A 21,191-nucleotide genomic window follows, 5' to 3' on the forward strand; every position below is an offset into this window, starting at 1 on the left:
GGACATTATGGAAGTACTCATCCTGTGGACACTTGGCATGTGGGTGGTGCAGCTGCTGATCGAATGGATTGTGTATCGAGTGCAAGGGCACCGGATGACGTGGATTCAGTCCATTTTGCCGTGTCTGACGTTACTTGGCGGGGCAGTTGTGATCATGATTAGTATCGATATTGGCGGATGGAGTGGTCTCGGGTATGCGCTGCTTGGTGCGGCACTAGGTACATCAGGATTGCTAACGCTGATCACAGTCGCCATTACAGCTCTGGTGCTTCGGCGTCGAGGAAGGAATATATGATGAACAGCTTAATTATGGAACATTGGTCTGCTGAACAGCGTGAGTTGCCCGGTATGAATTGCATCGTTTTTGCAGATGGCAAGGTCATCATTTTGGATATCCGAACATATGTCGATCCTAACAATAATGAGCGTACCATGTATTGTTCTCCGGTGTGTGATACAACGATGGATAGTGTTGTGAAATATAACGATGATTGTTGGACTATGGTGGATGCATGGACAAGTGTGGATTATCAAGGCGGGAAAATCATTGGCGGGGACGGGCAAATGGGGAATGAAGGCTTCATTGCTTGTGCCGATGCCGAAGATCGTTTGGTGTGGGGGATTTTTTTCGAGGATACTAACCCGATCAAAACGTTAAGTGTTAATGGTAATACATTAATTGCGATCAATGAGCATGACGAACTGCGCATTGAGATTAATTTGCAGACTTTATTGGATATCCAGATGGCTTATCTAGGGTAGTTTGCCTTCTGGGTATAAGAGCGGTAGGAGATTGCTAGGAGATCAGCACGAGTAGTCAGGGATGAAAAATGCTGATGGAGATGACTGTATGATAACCGCGGGCGCACCCACATAACAATGGCACAGGCACATGACAGGGAGCTAGCTGCATGAGGTGGTTGCAGAGATGCAACCGTCTGTGATATATTGACATTACTTATGACAAGGGAGGTGAAGACAGGTGAATCACGAGATGCTTAACAACCGTATTAGCCAGCTGCCGATTGCTATGGCTGGCATTGTTCACACTTTTTCGAACAACGGGAGAAGTCTGTCCAATTTTGAATATACGGAAGTTAACATGTACGAGAAGATGCCTGCCTTGACCTCATTCGGACGATAAGCATATTTGCTTGAATTCTGAAGGGCCGCGGAGCTAACCTCCTGCGGCTCTTTTTGTGTTGCGGTCGGGCTCTTCCACACCATAGGAGGAACTTTATTATGATGATCATTAGCGCGCAACAGCTGAAACAATATCACGGAGCACATCTGGTGCTGGACGGCATTACATTTGAAATTATGGAAGGCGACAAGGTGGCCCTGATCGGCCGCAACGGAAGCGGCAAAACCACCTTGATGCGTCTGATGGCCCGATTAAGCCAGCCGGATGAAGGCCAATTGATGCTGAAAAAAGATACACGAGTCGGTTATGTCGCCCAAGTACCCGAAGGAATGGATGACCACACGGTGCTGGATGTATTGGGCCTTGGTTTTCGGGAACTTATCGCCTGCCGTACCCAGATGACCGAATTGGAGCAACAGATGTCCGATCCTTCCTGTGCGGCAGATCCAGAGCAACTCGAGCGTCTGTTGAAACGGTATGCAGCACTGCAGGAGCGGTTCGAACGCGAAGGTGGATACGAGATGGATGCACGGATTGACCAAGTCGCAGACGGGCTGGATATTGCGAAGGCACATTACGGCTGGCGGTTCGGATCGCTCTCTGGCGGTGAGCAGACACGTGTGGTGCTGGCTTCGCAGCTGATCGTCAGTCCTGATCTGTTATTGCTGGATGAGCCAACGAACCATCTGGATCTGGAGCGGGTGGAGTGGTTGGAAGGATTTTTGCGAGAATATTCCGGTACCGTTATTCTGATCTCACATGACCGCTATTTCCTGGATCGGGTTGTAACACGTACGTTGGAGCTGGAGGACGGAGAGGCCGAAATCGCTGCGGGCGGATATACCGAATATATGAAGGTGAAGGAACAGCGGCTGCTGAAGCAGTTTGAAGAGTTCAAAGAGCAGCAGAAGGTTATGAAAAAAATGAAGGAAACGATACGCCAGCTGGAAGAATGGGGCCGTGTCGGCGGTAACGAAAAGTTTTTCCGGCGTGCAGCCTCCATGCGCAAAGCGCTGGAGCGGATGGAGCAAGTGAAGCGCCCTGTGCTGGAGCGTCGCCAGGCGGATTTTGATGTGCTTCCGACGGATCGGACAGGTAAACGTGTAGCGGTGCTGGAAGACGTGGAAAAACGATACGGTGACCGGGATATTTTACGTGGCATATCTGCTCTTCTGGAGTACGGGGACAAGGCAGCCTTGATCGGTCGCAATGGCTCTGGTAAAACAACACTCTTCAAGCTGCTGCTTGGTGAAGAGCAGCCGGATGCAGGCAAGCTGCAATGGGGCGCACGCGTTGATGTGGGATACTTGGCTCAGCAGGAGGAACCTGTGAATCCCAAGCTGAACGTGCTGGAGTACTTCCGTCAGGAAGCAGGCGTGGAGGAAGGGGAAGCTCGTGGCATTTTGGCGCGATATCTGTTCTATGGTGCAGATGTTTTCCGTTCGGTAGGACAGCTGTCCGGTGGAGAGTGGACTCGTCTGAGGCTGGCGTTGCTGGTACAGCGCAAACCGAATGTACTTCTGTTGGATGAGCCGACGAATCATCTGGATATTGCATCAAGAGAGGCGCTGGAGGATTCTCTGGCTGATTTTGAAGGAACCGTGCTTGCCATCTCACATGATCGATACTTTGTGAACCGTCTGGCTTCCCGTGTCTGGGAACTGGAGGATGGACAACTGACGACGTACCGTGGAGATTATGAAGCATATCGGGAGAAGAAGCTTGATCTGCAGACTCGCATAACGAAAGAAATATCACGGTCACTTGGGGCAAGTGGTTCTGGAAACGGATCGAAGACGGGGAGAAGAACGGAAGGAACAGGAACAGGTACGGGGATCGGCGGGAATTCAACGGTGACGAGAGCAAGTGAATATGCCAGTGAACCGGGGGGAAGCCGAGAGACTGTGAAGGAGCAAGTTCATACTGAGTTTGATGCCGGACAGGTGAACAAGAGTGTAGGAAGTGGAGATGTTAACCGCAGCAGTAGTCACAATCGCAGCCACAGCCGCAGCCGCAGCGATAACAGTAGTGGGAAACACGGGTCTGTTGAAAAGTTGGAGCAGGCGATGGCTCGTTTGGAAACACAGATTCAGGAGCTTGATCAGCAGCTTGAAGCATTAGCCAATGATTCGATAGCTTTGGAACAAATCTGGAACGAGCGTGAGCAGTTATCCGGGGCATACGATGAACTGTTGGCTCAATGGGCTGAGATGTGATAGTAGAGTACGAACAGCAAAAGCGTGCCACAAGCCGTTAACAAAACACAGCCAAACCTCACTGAGTGAGTGTAAATACAGGACTGATTGTTGAAAGTAACTAACTAGAAGTGTAGGAAATGGACTAGAGCGTAAGGATGTAAAAGGGAACGTAAAAGGATTGTCTCACAGTTGATAGCATGGATATGCATTGACTGACATGAGGCAGTCCTTTTTGTGTGATATTACTTTTCTGGAGGGTGTTGCGATGGAGTGTTTCAAGGGTTAGTCCTGTTGAGATGATCGATGTTGATTTTCATGCATGAAAGGGTAACTATAATTGACCCGAGTGGCGTCCATCTCTGACTCTGGCCAGTCTAACGATCTGAGGAGAGGTTATTTGGCTGTTATTTGGCGATTTAAAATTCTAACGATCACCAGCGACGTTATTTCCGTGAAATGTAGAGATTTTAGCCGATTTCACTGGCTTTTCTCCGAAATAACGTTTCTCCTGATCGTTAGAATTCGGGCAGCCTGTTTTTTTGCCAAATAAGCTCTGTGGTGATCATTAGCGCTTGAGCAGGAGATGAAATTGGCAGGCAGACACGTAGGTCTGGTGGGCGGGCTGGAGTTTATTTAAAAGGCGCAGCATAAATTTCCCATGTTTCTTTTTACATGTCTCGGCGAATAGTGTAACTTTTTTCCTTCTCATGCGTTTAATACGTTTGTGTATATTGAATCGGCTCATCTAAGAGCTTGCAGATAGGGAGGGAATCACCATCTATTATTCATTGATGTATCGCAGTTGGTCAGAGGATAAACAGGCAGAGACGGGTATGCTTGAGCAGGCTTCAGTGACGCGGGATGAACTGTTTATGCGCAAGCTGGTGGATGCTACCCTGATGAAAAACAAATTATGGGCCCATCTGTCCAATGAGTGTCAGGATCGGCGCGAACATGCCATCTACGTGGCTGCGTATGACCAGCAGATGCCGGAAGGGCATGGTGCTGCTATTGCGGATGCGGCGCTGGCAATGTGTAAAATGTCTTCCATGTACAGCCCGGAATACATGCTGTGGAATGGACGTTCTTTTGATGAGCTGGAGCTTGCGGAATCCTCTGGCTACACGATGGAGCTGGCCGAGCAGCTGCTGGATCACTACATGGTACGCGAAGGCAAGACGTACGAGTTTCTGTATTCCGTGCTGGATGCGGATCGGAAGAAAGTACTGTTTTTCATGAAAGAGGTGGATCTGTAATGAAGGAAGAAGAGGTACAAAAGCCCTTATCAGAGAAGGTGTCCAGAAACATCAGCAGTGATGAAACTGCATTCACATTACAGTCTAGTTCTGAGACTGCAGTGGCATCTGGCAATACATTAGAATCAAAATCATCATCCAGATTAGACTCTGAAATGGGCTTTAAATCATACCCCAAGCCAGAACCAAAACCGGGCTCCAAAGCCAAACTGGTTGCATTTTCGCTAATGCTGGCTGTGCCTGCGGTGCTTGCGGGATGTGGCAGTAGCGATGACGAATGTGACCCCGAATATGATAATGGATGTGAGTACGATTCCAGCAGTGGTCACTACTATTATGGCGGATACAGCGGCTCATCTTATCGGGGTAGCAAAGACAGCAGTAGCTCTTATAAAAGCTCATCCAAATCGAAATCGAGCGGCTTCGGCAGCTTTTTCCGAAGTTCCGGAGGTTGATTGCATCATGAATAAAGCGAATATTCATCGTATCATCTGGGGGAGGCTGGCAGGATGAGGGAAGTGTACTCGATGCCATTCAGTCACGAGGAGATTTTCTCGGGTGAAGCTGGGGAGCAGATCCCATATCATCGCATGTACGGCAAACAGTATTGTGTGCCTGCATTGACGATCTATACGCCAAAAGAGCTGGGGGAGCTACGTGCCGCGGCAGAGGCGGTAGACGCGATTTACAGCAAAGTGATGCGTTTCATCCAGCGATATATGCCGGACTCATTTCTGGAGCATCCTCTTGGCATCCATCCGGGGTTAATCCCCACAGCACGCATGGAAGCTGTTACAGGTGGAATCACTCGTCAGGACTGGATTATTGGCGAAGCTGGTCTGAAATGTATTGAAAATAACACCGATACGCCAACAGGTATACCTGAATCGGCGACACTCGAACGTATTCTGATCGGCCAGACAGCTGACCAGGCATGGACTGCACCCTCCGCACATATGGATGAACATATTCGAGAGTGTTTCCGATCATGGTTAACCTGTTATGCCGAGCAAGGGCTGGAGGGGCCGGTCACATTCACCTCTTACGGCGATCATGTGGAGGATCGAACCAACACCACCTATCTGATGGAACGCTGCCGTGAAGCCGGATATGAGGTGTTATATGCTCCGCTGGAAGAGCTGGAGATTGTGCCGGGAGAGGCACTGTATCATCAGGGACGTGAGATTCGACTGTTGTATCGCTTGTATCCGCTGGAATACCTGATCGGGGATCGAGACGAAACAACCGATGTGGACATTGGTGCTGCTCTGATTGAGCTGGTGCGAGAAGGGCAACTTGGCCTGATGAATCCTGTCCAGCATGTGCTGATGCAGAGCAAAGGTTTTATGGCCGCCATCTGGTCGCTGTACGAGCGGAATGAGCAAACGCCGGAGTACTGCGGATTTACGCTTTTTGACAAGGCGGAGATGCAGGTGATTTCACAGTATTTGCTGCCAACCTACTTCACCGCGGAGCCGTTTGAGCAGAGCGATGTGCCTTACGTAGCCAAGAGCTATTGGGGTCGCGAGGGTCGTGGAACACTTTTGCTGGATCATAAAGCAGTTCAAGATTCGATGGAAGTCGTGGATACGAATAGGGATACAGGTACGGATAAAAATACAAATACAGCAGACGAATCTATACTCCTGAACAAAGAAGATGAAGATAAGGAAGACGAAGAGGTCGCCGCCTATTATGAAAATCAGCCCAAGGTATATCAGCAACTCGTGCCGATGGAGCAGGCTGTGATTCAGACAGAGGATGGAGAATACCGTGGTTATTTGCTGACGGGTGTATTTGTGATTGGCGGACGTTTTGCCGGGATGTTGCCCAGGGTCGGGGAGAAAGTGACTGGAGATATGGCGTATTATTGCGCCGCTGCAGTACGCAACAAGATGATTGATGAGGAGGAGGAGAAGGAATGGAAAAGCTAGGATTGAACCTCGTGAATGTTGCGGTGGGGATCGGCATTCTTTTAGTGGTATTAATTGTGGGGTATTTTGCGTTCAGCAAATTGACTCGGTATAACGATAGTGAAGAGATTGCAAAAGGAAATGAAGCCGCAGGTATGTACATGGGTAGCAAGCTGCTGGGACTGTGTATTATTGTAGGTATGGTATCCTTCTCAACGCATGTATGGGTAGATATGTTGCTATGGTCGGTGCTGGGTATCCTTATTCTGTGCCTCGTCTATATTATATTTGATTTCCTGATCCCGAAAATGAGGGTATGTGACGAGATTGCGCGGGGCAATATGGCGGTAGCACAGTTGTTACGTTCCGTAATTATCGGCGTTTCCATCGTCATTGGTACGTTTTTGATGTAAAATAAACCCTGACGTTTCGCATAGATATGTCCGTTGAATGAACATGGTGATATACGAGGGTCGTTTGGCGGATATAGAACGATTATTATACTTATACAGAAGAAGGAGCGCGGTAGCATGAGAAGAGTCATCATTGATACGGATACAGCAGGAGACGATACGATTGCGATCCTGACGGCACTACATCATTTTCAGGTGGAAGGCATTACGATTACCGGTGGCAACGTGCAGTTTGACCAAGAGGTTGAAAATGCACTGTACACCGTACAGGTTGCCGGACACGGCGGCAAGGTTCCGGTATACAAAGGCTGCGAGCGTCCTCTTATGGCCTATGGTCAGGCCCAGCATCGTACGGTGGAAGACGTGCACGGCGATGACGGCATGGGCGGCGCGCATTTCCCCAAGGCGGATCAGCGTCCGGAGAGCGGCCACGCAGTTGATTTTATTATTGAGAAGGTGCACGCACACCCGGGGGAGCTCGAACTGCTGGCGATTGCGCCGCTAACGAACATTGCGATGGCTATTCAGAAAGATCCAACGATTATCCCTGAAATTGCTCACTTGTACATCATGGGTGGAGCGAACAATGCCCTGGGCAATATTACACCGGCGGCAGAGTATAACTTCTACGTAGACCCGGAGGCAGCCAAAATTGTACTGCATGCAGGCATCCCGATTACGATGGTTGGCTGGGAGATGTGTACTCAATATTCTGTTATGGATGATGACGATCATGCCGAGATTGCAGCTTTGGGGACATCGGGTGCTGATTTCTTCACGGGGATCAACAAGGTGGTCATGCAATTCAACAAGTCGGTACATAAACTGAACGGAACAACACACCCCGATACGCTGTTAATGGCGGTAGCGGCAGATGAGTCGCTCATGACGAAGTCTGGGCATTATTACGTCGATGTGGAAGCGGCGGGAGAACTTACGCGTGGATACAGTGTGGTAGATATCAACGGACGTTTGGGTAAAACGCCAAATGTACGGGTCTGTGAAGCGATTGATCGTCCGAAGTTCAAGTCCATGCTGCTGGATGTGCTGTCAGCGATTAAGTAATTAGGGTGCATCACCGTAGTTTAAACCGAAAAGCAAGGGAGCACTCGGTAAATCTATGGAGCAAATGATGGATGATTTTAGACATTGTTGTCAGATGAAAAGGATATATTATTTCAAATCCGTACCTCTAACCAGGTGCGGATTTTTATTTTGCCTATTTTCAACTAAACTACTTCATCTGTCGTAGTAACTGTGTTATACTCAAACTACTACGACAGATGAAGTAATGAGGAGGAACACCTTTTGTGATCAGCAGTGATGTAATACGCGGTTATAATGATACGCTAATCCTCTATATGTTGCTTGAAGGAGAATCGTACGGTTACGAGATCTCCAAGAACATCCGGCAGCTAACTGATGAAAAGTATGTCATGAAGGAGACTACACTCTATTCAGCCTTCACCCGCTTGGAGAAGAACGGTTATATCGAATCTTTTTATCAGGATGAAAGTCTGGGAAAACGCCGCACGTATTACCGGATCACGCCAGCTGGCCTGGACTTTTACAGGGAAAAATGTGAGGAATGGAAGGTTACGCAAGAGGTCGTTAATCTGTTTATCAGGGAGCTGTGATCGGATATGGAGACAATAATGGTGTATCTGGACAATATGTTTGCGGGATTGCCAAGAAGTCCTGAGGTGGAGCGTATGAAACAGGAGCTTCTTTCGGGTATGGAGGATAAGTATCTGGAGTTAAAACAGGAGGGCAGATCGGAGAATGAGGCGGTTGGTATTGTGATCTCCGAGTTTGGCAACATCGAGGAACTGATGGCGGAGCTGGGTATTCAGCCTGAGGATGGCGAGGTAACATATCCCGTGCTGACCGAAGAAGAGGTTCAGGCCTATCTCGCGGCTAAGCGAAGTGCAGGTTTCTGGACGGGGCTTGGCGTGTGGCTGTCCTCAGCGGGAATAGCTTTTCTCATATTAATGGATACGTTGTTCGAAAGCATGGGTACATCATCAGATCAAGGTGCGGTTGGTATTGGTTCTGTACTTGGCATGAGTGGTATGTTTGTCCTGGCGGCTGTTGCTGTGGGCATGTTCATCTACAGTGGTATGAAGCTGGGGCGGTTTGAGTATATGGAGAAAGGGTTCCAGCTCCCTCGTTCCCTGATGATGACTATTCAGCGTAGTAAGGCAAGCTTTGCACTTACATATCGTGTGGCACTCATTACGGGCGTGTGTCTGTGCATTCTGTCTCCTGTTTTCATCTTTGCGGGGACCTATGTGAATGATACCTATGCAGCTTACGGGGTGTCGGCTCTTTTGGCGACGGCGGGGATTGGTGTGTTTCTGTTTGTCTATTACGGTAATATTCAGGGTTCCTATACGACGTTGCTGGAGGATCGGCACCTGAATGCAGCCAAGAGAGAAGAGGCACGAGCAGTACGAGCCGTCGAGGCTGTGGTTTGGCCGCTCGCGACAGCGTTCTTCCTCTTTACGGGTTTCGTCTACCAGCGCTGGGATATTAACTGGGCGATTTTCCCGATCGTTGGCATTCTCTCTGGCAGTTTTAGCAACGTGTATCACATTATGAAAAATAAAAAGCCATCCTGATCCTTGTAATACACGACGTATCGGACAATGGTTAAAGCATGCTGACCCGCCTTGTGAAATACGATAAGGCGGGTTTTATGCGTAAAACGTCCAGGAAACGCAGTTGTAAGTATGAAGTATGTGTTATCCCTCTAAAAACGAGCGAATGCCCGTAGTAACAAGATCATGATCTTCCTCATCAGGCAGACCTGATATCGTGATTGTCCCCACTTGTCCTTCCTCTTTTAGGATCAGCGGGAATGCTCCGCCAGCCAGTACATAGTCGGCATCGGGCAGTTGGTAATCTTGCGCTAATGTTTTGTTTTCGCTCCGTAACCGTAAGGCTGTATGCCAGGAGCTGGAGCCGAAGTCGTTGACCACGTTGTTTTTGCGCCGAATCCAATTTTCATTATCGGGGGGAGTGCCTTCCATCGCATGCAAAAAGAGACGATGACCCTTTAATGTAATATCGATAGTCACGGCTTGTGAACGATGCTTCGCTTTCCTGAATCAGGTGCAGGCCGAGTTGTAGCGCTGTTTCGGAGTTGAACGTATCCCATACCAGTTCCTGTTCTACCTGCCCGAACCGAATTACACACTTTATCGGTTGTTAGAAGAGGGTCAAGACCGGATCATTTGGTGACGTTATAACCGCTGTGGTAAAGTAAAGGGGAACGTTATAATGATTTTTCTACAATTGTGAAAATAAAGAGCGGCTCAGGCAGGCAGGGGGAAAACGATGCTGTTTTATTTTATCGCGGTGCTGGTTACGCTTGTGGATCAGGGTACCAAAATTGCGGTTCGGATGTATATGGAGGTTGGGGAAGTGATGCGGCTCGGCGATTCAGGAATGCAGCTGCAGCACTATGAAAATAGCGGTATGGCCGGAAGCATGTTTCAAGGTAATGCACGTTTATTCGGGGTCATTGCCGTGCTGTTTATCGCAGGTATGCTCTATTATCGGCATAAAGGTGAGATACGGGGATTCTGGATGCAGGCCGGGGCAGGATTCATGGTCGGCGGTGCGCTCGGCAACGCCATAGATCGCTTTGTTTATGCTCGTGTGACGGATTTTCTGGTGTTTCCATCGGGACGGGGCATATTAAACCTGGCGGATGTGGCGATTAACATTGGTGTGGTGATGATCATCATCGGCATGCTGATTCGTGCATACCAGCGGTATCGGGAGAAGCGTCTACGTAATGCGTTACCGAAAGGGTAACGTTGATGGATATAACCAATGATTGGTCTAATGTATGGTGGCAAAAGAGCCGAAGCAGAGGTTAATCCTGCTTCGGCTCTTTGTTATTGTGACTTTTCAAGAAGAAATTTAGTTATTTAAATCGGATAGTTCTGCATCAAGCTCAGCTAGTTTTGCAGACGAGGTGGTCAGATCCTTTTGTAAGTATAGCCGGGTCATGATTGTCTCCTCGTTTGACAATTGAGTGAAATTTTCATTGATATATTTTTTATAAATGGCTGTGTTTATTTGGACGATTTCATTTGCAAGTCTTAAGCTCTTATCTAAGCTAGTAGTTACAACTAAGTCAGAAGCGGATTCGCTTTGCAAAAGAAGTTTTTCAAACATAGCTTTACTTGAATTAAAGTAGATAAAACCGGGAAGATAATTAAGAGTAATAGGTTCATTCTTATCCAAAGAAAAAGCCTTTTTCCCGTCAGGAGAGTTATAGACCAGTACATAGTTTGCATATTGAATCTGATTTTGTTTTAACTGTTCATAGCTATTGCATAAGAATAGTAATTCTTCTTTACTAATCTTCTTTTGATCCATAGCGCTCTGCAAAGTTAACAAGATTGAATCCGAAGTGGAAAGAATGTTACGTTCGTAATCTGACAGCACCTGACTGTATTGTTGATTTAAATAATCTTTTAGTTTTCCGTTATTCGAATTATAACCAACAACATTTGCAATTAGAGAGGCTACAAGAGCAAGTGTTAAAATGATAATCCAATTTTTTTGGCTCATTTTTTTCATAAGTTAAGGATCTCCTTAGAACAAATTTCGATGTACAACTGTGTATACACTCTATCTTAATTGTAATATCCATTTTATTCAACTCCTTGACAATATATGTATCCTGAAATATATTGATAACTTAAATAATCTTAAATGGGAGGTATTGTAAAATTAAGGCGGTATTAAAGAATGTAACCTTGCTGTCTCTAATTATTGCACTAGTCGTATCCTTTAGTGGAGTTAGTAGCGCTTCGAGTGAGTCTGTTATTGAAAATGGGGAGATCCCTCAAAGCATAACATCTATTCCTGGATACATGGTTTCGAAAGAAAACATTCAAATGGTCATAGGGTCAGAAGAATATTCGAATTACATCGCTGAAGAGAAGTTAGTTCATCGGGCTAAACTATTAATAGATAATTTAACGCTGGATGGCGATGCTGTACATATTAATGGGCTTGTTAGATTCAATGGAGGAGTTGTCCCGCTTCAATTGGATGGTAAATTGTATTCAAGTAGAGAACAATCCGATGGTATTGAAAGTTATGTTGGGGACTTGAAGGAGAATAATGATAGCTTTAAAGTTTTACACTTTAAGATAAAAACCAACGATAAGGCCGATACAAGTCTTATTTCTACAGACTTACGGAACACAGCCAATATTAAATTATATTTACAAGATAAAAAAGGGGATATGTTTTACTTTGAAGAGAAGTTAAATCATTTGAATATAGATACTTCTAAAATCACTACGGATGGATCATATGTAGATAGCCTTTTGGATGGCAACTGGTTTGAACAGATTCTTGCGCCTGCAGAGCCACATAAAATTACTAACGAGGAGATTGGTCCTTTTTCAGCTAATCCCTACATTAAATCGTGTTCCAATGTCTACTATTCAAAAGCCCCTTTTGGTGTGGACGTAGCAGAATTTTATTTCTGTCCTAAAGTTGAGGGGAATATCGTGGATGTTGGTAAAGCAGGTAATGCCAATTGGACTTCCAGACTAACAGTTGCAGAACATGTAAGAGTTAATGGGACCACTACTAATGGTATTGAGCAACGTTATAAAATAGGCGGAGTAACAAGTGGAGGCACTCAAACTCTCGGAACTATCGCAGCGGGTCAGAATACAGTAATTACTTCTAGATTAATCGGTGGAGTATATAAAAAATCCACTTCAGAAATTAAGGCTAACTGGCCTGTTATCATAGGACTTTTCACCAAAAATGTCCCATATTATGCTGCTGGAAAATCAGCATATAATGTACTTACAAGTATCTCGTATAATACAACCACTACAACAGTAAATGATACTATTTATCAAAATGTGGTTGGTAACGTGAGTGGGTACTCCTATAAAATTGATAAATCAGCATATCTATATGATGCAGGTCATTATCTTGATTTAGGTCTTCTAGTTTCCACTTGGGATTCTAAACAAAAAAGTAACGAAAGTACTACAGCTTATATTAATTGGAAATTTGACGTTAGTTTCCTAGGTTCGAAAGTAGAGACGTTAGATTGGAAAATTCCAGTAAACTACAAGGTCAACGTTAATTAGTATGTCACTGGTATAAAAATGGTGTTCTAATAAGACAATTGTTGAGTCAGCTCAAACCTTAAAAAAGGTGTAAAAGAGCATATTAGAAAGAGAGAGGGAGTTAGCAAACAAAGCGCTCCGCTTCTCTCTTTTTTTGTTCTGATTTATGGAGAACGGCTAAATCCATTGATTCATAAACTAATATGTGATATTTTGAACTGGTTAGTTTAATCAATAAACAAAGAAGAACCACTCAGAGGAAAACAATATACACGAGAACATTTTTTTATTTTTGCAAGCGCTTCAATATTACCTTAACAGAATAACGTAGATGAATCCGGCATCGAGTGTATCCCGTCATGAAAAAAGACGGGCGTGAGATGGTGGTTTCTTTTACATGCAGAAAGAGGAGGACGTTTGCACATTGCAGCGGAAAACAAGGCATTTTAACTCGCTTCGTAATCAGATCTTTGTTGGTTTTGTAATGGTTATGCTCATTGTCCTATTGCTCGCAGGTATTACAGCCTATGATCGTGTGGCAGCTTTGTTGAAAAACAATGCCGAGAAGCATATCCACCAGACCGCTGTTCAAGCCAGTGGCAGATTGGATGCCTTGATTGCTCAGGTGAATTCGTTGACTGCTCAGGTTGCAGATGATACTTATGTGCAGCGTCTGCTCAGTGAGGAGAAACGGGGACAGAAGGCCACCTTTAATCAGCGACAGGCACTGCTGCAGATCGCGGGCAGTTACCAATCCTTTATTAATGGTGCGCAGAGCATGGAAATCTACACGACCGATTATAGCCGTATCTTCCCGATGGATGATCGCTCCTTAAGTCACAGGCTGGAACGGAGCTGGATTGTCAAGGCGGATGAGGGTAAGGGACGGCTGGTATGGGCAGGCTCTGATCCCGATGATCCAAGCATTCTTCTGGCTGTTCGGCGAATCAGCTTACTGGATCGTTCCTTTGAGCATGGGGGATACGTGGTCGTGCGTATGCAGCGCAGTTTTTTTCAACTCAATGATTCGGATGGGACAGACGGCTCACAGGATTCGATCATGCTGCTGGACGGCGGCGGTGAAGTGGTGACGTCTAATTTGGAGGTGCATCTCGATCCTCAAGCGGTGATGAACAGTGAATCGGTTGTTCAAAACGGCAAGGAATCTTATATCGTGGTGAAACAGCGATCCGAGTTAACGGGCTGGACATTGGCTGTGCTGACACCGCTGCGGGAGACTACCGAAGGGGTGTCGATTTTGAGAACAGCTTTGCTCGTATCGGGTATCATTGGCGTTGTGCTTTTTCTGGTCATGTCCTTCTTTCTCTCCACGATGATTACTCGTCCGTTAATTCGTCTGATGCGGGCGATGCGCGGAGCACAACCAGGGGCGATGAGACCTAACCTCATGGTCAGCTCTACCTTGGAGATCAATGAGCTGAATGAGGTGTATAACCAGATGGTCTACAGGCAGAATGAATTGACACGGGTGGTACATGAGAAGGAAGTTATGCAGTCCCGGGCTGAGATGAAGGCTTTGCAATCCCAGATTAATCCCCATTTTCTGTTCAATACATTAGAAGCATTCTACTGGTCACTGGAGGAAAAAGGAGAGGAGGAGATGGCGCGTATGGTTATCGCGATGTCTCAGTTATTTCGCTACATTATCTCCAGCCCCCATCAGGATGAATGGGTTACACTGGCGGACGAGCTTGAACATGTAGAGCGGTATCTGAACATTATGCAGATGCGTCTGGGTGACAGAATGCAATGGGAGATCAAGTTGAGCGATGAACTACGCAATGTACCTATGCCTAAACTGCTGATTCAGCCGTTGGTAGAGAACGCAGTTCTGCATGGCATCGAGAGTTCTTTAAAGCCCGGAAGGATAGAAATCAGCGTCCATCCTTCCTCGAAGACAGGTGAGGTGTGTGTCGAGGTACGCGATACTGGGCCGGGTATAGATGAGGAACGTCTTCAGACCATTAGACATGCACTCAACAATGGTGATTCGGTAGCTCTTGGGAGAGGAACCGGTGTAGGGCTGATTAACGTACATCAACGCCTTCGGCTGTACTTTGGAAGCCAGCTTGACGAACATGCCAAACTAACGATAGAGAGCAAATTAGGAACAGGAACAGTGATATGTTTTGAAATTCCGAGGGGAGCGGGGGCTGCACATGATTCATGAGAGAACGATTCTGATTGTGGACGACGAGCCGCGTACAAGAGAAGGGATTCGCAAGACACTGGAGGCATGGTCTGCCGGAAAGATCCGAATTCAGACAGCTGCGAGTGGTGTCGAGGCCAGGGAATGGCTTGCAAGTCAGCCTGCGGATCTCCTGATTACCGATGTGCGTATGCCAGAGTTCTCCGGCTTATCCCTGGTGGAAGCCATTCAGCATTTTCCGAGTAAACCAGCGGTTCTGATTATGTCAGGGTATGCGGATTTTAATTACGCTCAGCAGGCCATTAAGCTGGGCGTGGTGGATTATTTGCTCAAGCCAATTGATAAAGAGCAGCTGCTTCAGACCGTACAGAAGGCTCTTCAACTTCATGAGCAACAACGGCGTATTCAAACGATGCAGGAGATGGTGGATCCGAAGCTGGTTGATATCCGCGAACGGAGAGAGCAGCAGGAGGATACACCTATTGGAGAAGCTTTGGCTTACATCGAGGCACATCTGGGCGAGCCGATGACCATGCGTGAGCTTGCGGATACCCTGCACCTGAACTCCAGTTATTTTAGCGTCTTGTTCAAAGAGCAGGTCGGACTTAACTTCAGTGAGTATCTCATGCGCAAACGGGTACAGCGGGCGAAGGAATTGCTGGTGCAGACGAACCTGCCCATCTCGGAAATTGCCGAGAGAGTTGGCTATCAGACCGATAAATATTTCATCAAAGTATTCAAAAGCCTGGAGGACATCAGTCCAAGCAAGTATCGTCATGCCGTAAATGAAAAGAGTTAATATATCCGCTTAAGAAGAATTCTCTTGCCTAAGAAAACAGGTAATAAATACTCAAAATAGTGGAGTTTTCCCAAATCATTCTACCCTTATAGGCTAGAGGTGCCCATGCTACAATTTCATTAAAGCGGTTACATTAACCGAAATTCCACTATTGGGGGTTGGAAATATGAATAAAAAGACACTAGCTATGATCCTGTCATGGACGCTGATTCTGGCTGTCATTTTGTCTGGATGTAACAATTCAGGTTCTGGTACAAGCAAGGAATCCGGTAGTAATGCAAGCGGCGGTGATAGTGGCGGAGATGGCAAGGTAACCTTGAAGTTCATGCATCTCTGGCCAGCTGGAAGCTCGGCACAACAGAACAAGCTGGTCAACGATATTATTCAGCAGTATCAGACCGATAACCCAAATGTGACCATCAAGCAGGAAGTGCTGGAGAACGAACAATACAAAAACAAACTGAAAATTTTGTCTGCTTCCAATGAACTTCCCGATGTGGGCGTAACCTGGGCTGCGGGCTTCCTGGAGCCTTACGTGAAGGGCAATCTGTTTGCACCGCTCGATGAGCTGTTGAAGGGATCGCTCGGTGAGAAGTTTATCGCTGGCACAACAGAGGCTTATGCGGTAGACGGCAAAACGTATGCGCTGCCGATTGAGCTGAACATTTCCCCGATTTATTACAACAAGGCGATATTTGAAAAATATAATTTGCAGCCGCCAGCGACCTATGATGAGTTCCTGAATGTGGTGAAGACGCTGACCGATAACGGCGAAGTGCCGATTGCTTTGGGCAACAAAGACCGCTGGACGGGTTCACTCTGGTACATGTATCTGGCCAATCGTGTAGGCGGGGATGCATTGGAGAAAGCCATTAACGGCTCCGGTAAGTTTGATGATCCAGCACTGACACAGGCTGCGGCTGAAGTGCAAAAGCTGGTAGATATGAATGCATTCAATAAAGGGTTTAACGGCTTGTCCAATGACGAGGGCAAATCCGAATTCATGAATTCCAAAGCGGCAATGTACCTGATGGGAACCTGGGAACTGCCAAACTTTACAACGAACCCGGACATCCCGCAGGAATTCAAGGATAAGGTTGGATTCTTCAAATTCCCGACAATTGACGGTGGTAAAGGTGACATTAATAGCTGGGTAGGTGGGCCAGGTGTAGGATTGTTTGCGGCTCAGAACTCAAAAGTGAAGGATGAAGCACAGAAATTCATTCAATACTTTGTGGAAAAATGGGGCGAAAGCTCGGTGACCCAAGCAGGGGTTATCCCGGCGACCAAAGTGGATACAGCTACTGTACAGTTGCCACAGCTTTACATCGATCTGCTGAACGAGTTGAACCAGGCGAGCAGCTTGACCCTCTTTGCAGACGTGCAGATGAAACCGGCTGCTGCTCAGGCACATCTGGATATGATTCAGGCGCTGTTTGGCAAAGCAGTTACACCGGAAGACTTTGTGAAGAATCATCAGGCAGCCATCGACAAAGGCAACTGATGTACACCTCACCTACACGTACACCATTTGAATGCTTGAACGCTTGAAGGGAGGATTACGTCTTGGACAAAGTCATGTCGAACCGTCTGGTGGCCGCGCTGTATGTACTACCTGCGCTGCTTCTGCTGCTGGTTCTGGTCTACATTCCGATTGTGCTCACTGGCTATTACGGGTTGATGCAATGGGACGGGATCGGGGCAATGACGTTTATAGGTTTGGATAACTACGCCAGATTGATTCAGGATAGCACGTTTTGGCAGAGTGCCAATCATACCTTTTTGTTAGCTTTGTTCTCTGCGCTGAGTCTCATCGGTTATCTGATGATTGCACTGGTGCTGTCAGGCAAGATTAAGGGCGCGAATTTTTTTCGTAAAATATACCTGATTCCGATGCTCCTATCTTCGGTTGCTATCGCCCAGTTATGGCTGAAAATCTATCACCCCAGTAATGGTGTGTTGAACAGCTTTCTGGAAGCAATCGGATTTAGCAATCCGCCAGCCTGGCTGGCGGAACCATCGTTGGTGCTCTATGCACTGTTCGTGCCGATTCTATGGCAGTATGCAGGTTTCTATATTTTGATCTATTATGCGGCACTCAAAAACATTCCGGAATCACTGGTCGAGGCTGCGCGTATTGATGGTGCGAACCCGTGGCAGATTGCTTTCCGTATTAAGCTGCCGCTTATTACCGAAGTGATTAAAGTGACCGTGGTACTCGCCGTGGTAGGATCACTCAAATATTTTGACCTGATCTACGTCATGACAGATGGCGGTCCGAATGGCTCCAGCGAAGTCATGGCCTCCTATATGTATCGTCAGGCGTTTCGCAGTTTTGACTTTGGATACGGCAGTGCTGTAGGGTTCTTCCTACTTCTGATCTGTCTGGTCGTAACCTGGCTACTTCGCAAGGCAACGGCATCTAAAGACACAATTCAATATTCCTGACGCATACGTACAATGAAAGGAGGTCATTCTGTTGAAGATGGAACCGGCTGTTCGGTTGCCCGTGGGTTCGGAGACAGGTCATAGCCCTGTATGGATGAGAAGAGTTGGATATGTCCTGTTATACGTGCTTCTGTCTCTGGTGGCTTTGCTTCAAATCTTGCCCTTAATCTGGCTACTGTTATTTTCACTCAAAAATAACCAGGAAGTATTCGACATGGCTCCTTTTGCACTACCGGCTACGCCGCGTTGGGAGAACTATGTCAAAGTATGGACGGAAGGTAATATCAGTTTATATTTTTTCAACAGTGTATGGATTACGGTTGTTTCTGTCGTATTTACGGTGATGTTTGCCAGTCTCGTAACCTTTGCCATTACACGGATGCGCTGGAAAGGACGTTCACTGGTGCTGGGACTGTTCATGGTGGGTCTGATGATCCCGGTGCATTCCACACTGATTCCGCTGTTCAGTCTGTTCTTGAAGTTAAATCTTACGGATCATCCGTTATCGGTCATTCTGTCTTACATCGCATTTAACATGCCGATCACCATTATGATTCTGCTCGGCTTCTATTACGCTCTTCCGAGAGAGGTCGAGGAGGCGGCAGTGATGGATGGATGCTCGGTGAACCGCATCTTCTTCCGCATTGTGTTACCAATGACGGCTTCCGTGATTGCCACAACAGCGATCATTAACATGATCTATGACTGGAACGAATTTATTTTCGTCAATACCTTCATCAGTTCGGATTCGTACAAAACGTTGACCGTTGGAGTGCAGAACTTTATCGGGCAGTATACAACCGATTGGGGAGCCATTGGTGCTACACTGATGATCAGCATCTTGCCGATTCTAATTGCATTCCTTGTGCTGAGTGAACGAATTGTGGAGGGGATTGCGGCAGGTTCGGTGAAAGGATGATTGTCTGTCAGTGCTTCTGATATTTTAAAAAAGGGATATGAGCCCTTCCATTCATCGCAGGATATGCGTGGTGGAAGGGTTTTGTTGTGTCTTAATTATGTGGCAGAGAGCCATGCATGAGTACCTACAAGACCAGATTTATGAAAATGATATAATTCCTATTTCTGGAATTACAAAAAACTTTCAATTATTTTCGCAAAACTACTGCATTTTCAAACCACCTGTGCTAACATACCCTATGAATTAAAGCAAACGTTGGAAAGGTGAGAAAATGACAGCAATATCCTCGACGAAAGAGTCTCTCCGTTCAGATGCCCAGGATCTGAAGCTGATTCGGCTAACCTGGCCTATATTCCTGGAACTCTTCTTGTTTATGTTGATGGGGAGCGTGGATACGCTCATGCTTAGCTCGGTATCGGATAATGCCGTCTCCGGGGTGGGTGCAGCCAACCAGATTATCTCCATTGCAATTCTTGTACTCGAAGTCATTGGTCATGGTGCTGCCATTGTTGTAGCCCAATATATCGGTTCGAAAAAGCTGACTGAAGCAGCTCAGGTTACAGGTAATGCCATCACGCTTAACCTGGCGGTTGGATTGATCCTGAGTGTGATCTTCCTCGTGTTTGGTGGACATTTGCTGTCGCTTTTACATATACAAGGTGAAATTTACGATTATGCACGGTCATATATAAGCATTGTCGGGGGCGGGATTTTCCTGCAGGCCCTCATTAATGCACTGGCGGCTACAATTCGTACACATGGTTATACGAAGGAAACGATGTATGTATCGGTGTTTATGAACGTGATTCACGTGATTGGTAACTATGCGCTGATCTTTGGACATTTCGGCTTGCCGAAGCTGGGCGTAGAAGGAGCAGCAATTTCGACGGTAGGTAGCCGTTTCATCTGCTTACTGATCTTTTTCTGGCTCTTGTATCGTGTAAGTGAGGTTCGTGTCGATTTTGAATACTACATTAAGTTGTCCAAACAATTTATTGGGAAAATTCTGCGGATCGGGATCCCATCTGCAATGGAATCCATGGTATATCACTCTTGCCAGCTCGTATTTACGTTGTACGTGACTTATCTGGGTGCAGAAGCGATGGCAACCAAGCAATATGCGGGTAATATTTCAAGCTATATTTATCTGTTCAGTATGGCAATTGGTATGGGAACGTCGATCATTGTCGGCCGACTAGTAGGAGCGCGCCGTAAGGATGATGCGTATAAACGTGTATTTGACAGTGTGAAATGGGCGCTACTGGCGACCGTTGTTATTGATGTGATCATTATCATTTTCCGTGTACCGCTGATGGGTATTTTTACGGAAAATCCGGAGATTATCAAGATGGGCGCACAAGTGCTCCTGCTCAGTCTCGTACTTGAAACCGGACGTACCTGCAATATCGTCATTATTGGTTCCTTGCGTGCGGCAGGGGATGCGAAGTTCCCGGTATACATGGGTCTAATCTCCATGGTATGCATGAGTCTGCCTCTTGGCTATCTGCTGGTGTTCCAGTTGAATATGGGGCTGGCAGGCGTGTGGCTTGCCATTGCAGCGGATGAATGGACTCGAGCGGTCATTATGTACTTCCGCTGGAAGAGCCGTGCATGGGAGAAACATGAGCTGGTAGAGCATGATGAAGAAGAGGTTAGTGCACAGCCGGTTCCAGCAGTATAAGCCCGCCTGTGGTTTTGAGAGTATCAAAGTAAAGAACAGTTAAGCTGTCGCACGGTGGACTGGCGTGGTCTCGGTTCGCCTAAAGTAACAGTATCTACGAAGAGTCGGTTAGGGACATGGTTGTCCCTGGT

21 protein-coding genes are annotated in these 21,191 nt (G+C 46.7%); 19 read left to right on the top strand and 2 right to left on the bottom strand.

What is annotated here, in order from left to right:
- Positions 1-7: 7 nt before the first annotated feature.
- The 11 genes from ACR8BL_RS18280 (at position 8) to ACR8BL_RS18330 (ending at position 9,545) form a co-directional block, all read left to right on the top strand.
- Positions 8-295: a hypothetical protein gene (locus tag ACR8BL_RS18280; protein WP_434748928.1), complete on the top strand. Its 288-nt coding sequence runs from the start codon at positions 8-10 to the stop codon at positions 293-295.
- Complete coding sequence (locus tag ACR8BL_RS18285; protein WP_434748929.1) at positions 292-762, top strand: hypothetical protein; 471 nt, start codon at positions 292-294, stop codon at positions 760-762. The genes ACR8BL_RS18280 and ACR8BL_RS18285 overlap by 4 nt, the downstream gene beginning before the upstream one ends.
- A 220-nt stretch (positions 763-982) precedes the next feature.
- A complete protein-coding gene (locus ACR8BL_RS18290; protein WP_186809699.1) occupies positions 983-1,144 on the top strand; it encodes a hypothetical protein in 162 nt (53 codons plus the stop codon).
- A gap of 98 nt (positions 1,145-1,242) precedes the next feature.
- Complete coding sequence (abc-f, locus tag ACR8BL_RS18295) at positions 1,243-3,360, top strand: ribosomal protection-like ABC-F family protein (protein WP_434748930.1); 2,118 nt, start codon at positions 1,243-1,245, stop codon at positions 3,358-3,360.
- A gap of 773 nt (positions 3,361-4,133) precedes the next feature.
- Entirely contained in the window at positions 4,134-4,598 is a 465-nt protein-coding gene (locus ACR8BL_RS18300) for a hypothetical protein (RefSeq protein WP_434748931.1), read from the top strand.
- Positions 4,598-5,053: a hypothetical protein gene (locus ACR8BL_RS18305; protein WP_434748932.1), complete on the top strand. Its 456-nt coding sequence runs from the start codon at positions 4,598-4,600 to the stop codon at positions 5,051-5,053. Before ACR8BL_RS18300 ends, ACR8BL_RS18305 begins: the two co-directional genes overlap by 1 nt.
- Positions 5,054-5,107: 54 nt before the next feature.
- Positions 5,108-6,532: a glutathionylspermidine synthase family protein gene (locus tag ACR8BL_RS18310; RefSeq protein ID WP_434748933.1), complete on the top strand. Its 1,425-nt coding sequence runs from the start codon at positions 5,108-5,110 to the stop codon at positions 6,530-6,532.
- Complete coding sequence (locus tag ACR8BL_RS18315) at positions 6,520-6,924, top strand: DUF350 domain-containing protein (protein WP_434748934.1); 405 nt, start codon at positions 6,520-6,522, stop codon at positions 6,922-6,924. The genes ACR8BL_RS18310 and ACR8BL_RS18315 overlap by 13 nt, the downstream gene beginning before the upstream one ends.
- A gap of 117 nt (positions 6,925-7,041) precedes the next feature.
- Positions 7,042-7,989 carry a nucleoside hydrolase gene (locus ACR8BL_RS18320; protein ID WP_434748935.1) on the top strand — a complete coding sequence of 316 codons (948 nt, stop codon included), beginning with the start codon at positions 7,042-7,044 and terminating at the stop codon, positions 7,987-7,989.
- 245 nt (positions 7,990-8,234) lie between these two features.
- Positions 8,235-8,561, top strand: coding sequence for a PadR family transcriptional regulator (locus ACR8BL_RS18325; RefSeq protein WP_434748936.1), 327 nt, complete (start codon positions 8,235-8,237; stop codon positions 8,559-8,561).
- A gap of 6 nt (positions 8,562-8,567) precedes the next feature.
- Positions 8,568-9,545: a permease prefix domain 1-containing protein gene (locus ACR8BL_RS18330; RefSeq protein WP_434748937.1), complete on the top strand. Its 978-nt coding sequence runs from the start codon at positions 8,568-8,570 to the stop codon at positions 9,543-9,545.
- A 123-nt stretch (positions 9,546-9,668) separates the two neighbouring features.
- Here the strand turns inward: ACR8BL_RS18330 and ACR8BL_RS18335 are convergent, their stop codons facing one another.
- Positions 9,669-10,004: a heme-degrading domain-containing protein gene (locus ACR8BL_RS18335; protein WP_434748938.1), complete on the bottom strand. Its 336-nt coding sequence runs from the start codon at positions 10,002-10,004 to the stop codon at positions 9,669-9,671.
- A gap of 259 nt (positions 10,005-10,263) precedes the next feature.
- Here ACR8BL_RS18335 and lspA point away from each other — a divergent pair, with 259 nt between their 5' ends.
- Positions 10,264-10,746, top strand: coding sequence for a signal peptidase II (lspA, locus tag ACR8BL_RS18340; RefSeq protein ID WP_434748939.1), 483 nt, complete (start codon positions 10,264-10,266; stop codon positions 10,744-10,746).
- A gap of 108 nt (positions 10,747-10,854) precedes the next feature.
- Here lspA and ACR8BL_RS18345 read toward each other — a convergent pair whose 3' ends face one another.
- On the bottom strand, positions 10,855-11,520 hold the full coding sequence (locus ACR8BL_RS18345) for a hypothetical protein (protein ID WP_434748940.1): 666 nt from the start codon (positions 11,518-11,520) through the stop codon (positions 10,855-10,857).
- A gap of 296 nt (positions 11,521-11,816) precedes the next feature.
- Between ACR8BL_RS18345 and ACR8BL_RS18350 the strand changes: the two genes are divergently transcribed.
- From ACR8BL_RS18350 to ACR8BL_RS18380, 7 genes are all read left to right on the top strand, one after another.
- Entirely contained in the window at positions 11,817-13,064 is a 1,248-nt protein-coding gene (locus tag ACR8BL_RS18350) for a hypothetical protein (protein WP_434748941.1), read from the top strand.
- 376 nt (positions 13,065-13,440) lie between these two features.
- A complete protein-coding gene (locus ACR8BL_RS18355; protein WP_434748942.1) occupies positions 13,441-15,234 on the top strand; it encodes a cache domain-containing sensor histidine kinase in 1,794 nt (597 codons plus the stop codon).
- Positions 15,224-16,012, top strand: a complete 789-nt coding sequence (locus ACR8BL_RS18360; protein WP_434748943.1) for a response regulator — start codon at positions 15,224-15,226, stop codon at positions 16,010-16,012. Before ACR8BL_RS18355 ends, ACR8BL_RS18360 begins: the two co-directional genes overlap by 11 nt.
- Before the next feature lie 166 nt (positions 16,013-16,178).
- Positions 16,179-17,516: an extracellular solute-binding protein gene (locus tag ACR8BL_RS18365; protein WP_434748944.1), complete on the top strand. Its 1,338-nt coding sequence runs from the start codon at positions 16,179-16,181 to the stop codon at positions 17,514-17,516.
- Between the two features lie 62 nt (positions 17,517-17,578).
- Positions 17,579-18,460, top strand: coding sequence for a carbohydrate ABC transporter permease (locus ACR8BL_RS18370; protein ID WP_434748945.1), 882 nt, complete (start codon positions 17,579-17,581; stop codon positions 18,458-18,460).
- A gap of 37 nt (positions 18,461-18,497) precedes the next feature.
- Positions 18,498-19,379 carry a carbohydrate ABC transporter permease gene (locus ACR8BL_RS18375; protein ID WP_434753166.1) on the top strand — a complete coding sequence of 294 codons (882 nt, stop codon included), beginning with the start codon at positions 18,498-18,500 and terminating at the stop codon, positions 19,377-19,379.
- Between the two features lie 271 nt (positions 19,380-19,650).
- Positions 19,651-21,060, top strand: a complete 1,410-nt coding sequence (locus ACR8BL_RS18380; protein WP_434748946.1) for an MATE family efflux transporter — start codon at positions 19,651-19,653, stop codon at positions 21,058-21,060.
- Positions 21,061-21,191 lie beyond the last annotated feature (131 nt).

The sequence above is a fragment of the Paenibacillus amylolyticus genome, assembly GCF_051136285.1.
Classification (GTDB): Bacteria; Bacillota; Bacilli; order Paenibacillales; family Paenibacillaceae; genus Paenibacillus; species Paenibacillus amylolyticus_F.